Below are 1,305 nucleotides of genomic sequence, written 5' to 3'. Positions count from 1 at the left end.
TCTAAATCAATTTGAGTATCTTTTTCAATTGCTTTTTTAATAAAATCATAGTTTGCTTCAAGATTGGAAGATTTTGGGATTTTTACAAAGGAAATAGGAAAATCAATATTGTTTAAAGCATTGATAACTGTTTGGTAATACGCCATTTTGTCGTCAGAATCATTAGAATAGACATCATATCCCTTAAATGCAAGGACTGAAAAGTAATTTGCTGAATCAATTTCAACAATATTGTCATTTACAATATCTTTAAATTGAACAAGTGACTTTGTATTAGAAGAAAAGTATCTTCTTGGTTTTAAATAATACTTAATCCATCTGACAATAAAAACATAATATTTGCAATTATGCTTTTTATTTGGCAAAACAATTCAAGCTGTTGAAACAAAAATTGCAATTGCAATTCCAATTTTTGCAAGTAAAGGAAGTGACTTAGAAATAAAAAACCCACAAACAAAACCAAGTGCCGAAGTAAAAATTAAAATTAACATATCAAATAGTGATATTGACTTAAATATTTGTAATTTGATATCTGAAAGTTTTTTATTTTGTAACATTATTATCTTTCTCCTTTACTTTTACTTTTTTGTCCTGCTTTTGTCTTAGCTCAATTGTTAGATTGATTTGCTCGTATAAGATTTATATCTTCAATTGCCTGATTGCTATTTTTTAACCTTTGGTGTCTTAATAAAGTATCTTGCGAAATATTTCCAGATTTCCATTCATCTGATTTTTCAATTTGCTCAATTGCACGGTTATTATATTGATTTGAAATTGCTAATTGTGCTTCAAATTGTGATGAACTCTTGACACCTGAAAAATCAAGTCCAGTTTCTTTTACTTTATCCATAAAAAGATTTTGAGTTCTTGCATCGAATTGCATACCATTTGCAGATAATATCTCTCTACCAACTTTTGAACTTAAACCACTAGATTTGGTTAATTTCATACTGTTAGCAAAAGTACCAATCTTACTACTTGCCATTTTACCAACACCACCAAGTGCTGCACCTACACCACCAGTTAAAAATGCTGCTCCTAAGGTTCCACCACTAGCAATTGTTGCTGCACCAGCAATACCTTTTCCGAGCATTTTCTTTCCATAATTTAATGCAGAAAATGATTGAACTCCGAAGTATGAATCAAGTTTTTTCTTTAAAAACTTTATAGCTCATCCTACTCCAAGTCCGGTAAGTGGATTTAATAAGGAAACACCAGAAGTACCAAGTGCATTACCATTTCTTAAGAAATTGCTAATCGCAGTAAAGATTCCAAAGAATAGTAGAATTAATAACATATAGATGA

At 29.8% G+C, this 1,305-nt stretch carries 1 protein-coding gene and 1 pseudogene; both read right to left on the bottom strand.

The features are described 5' to 3' along the window. Positions 1-557, bottom strand: a pseudogene (locus BCF89_RS03350) (Mbov_0397 family ICE element conjugal transfer ATPase); the annotation flags it as partial. Between the two features lie 2 nt (positions 558-559). After that, positions 560-1,305 (bottom strand): hypothetical protein (locus BCF89_RS03505; protein WP_211305428.1); only part of this gene is annotated, 746 nt, incomplete at its 5' end.

This window comes from Metamycoplasma auris, assembly GCF_003253435.1.
In the GTDB taxonomy this organism is placed as follows: domain Bacteria; phylum Bacillota_I; class Bacilli_A; order Mycoplasmatales; family Metamycoplasmataceae; genus Metamycoplasma; species Metamycoplasma auris.
Note: the sequence above shows the minus strand (reverse complement) of the source record. Positions and strands in the feature narration are given on the sequence as shown.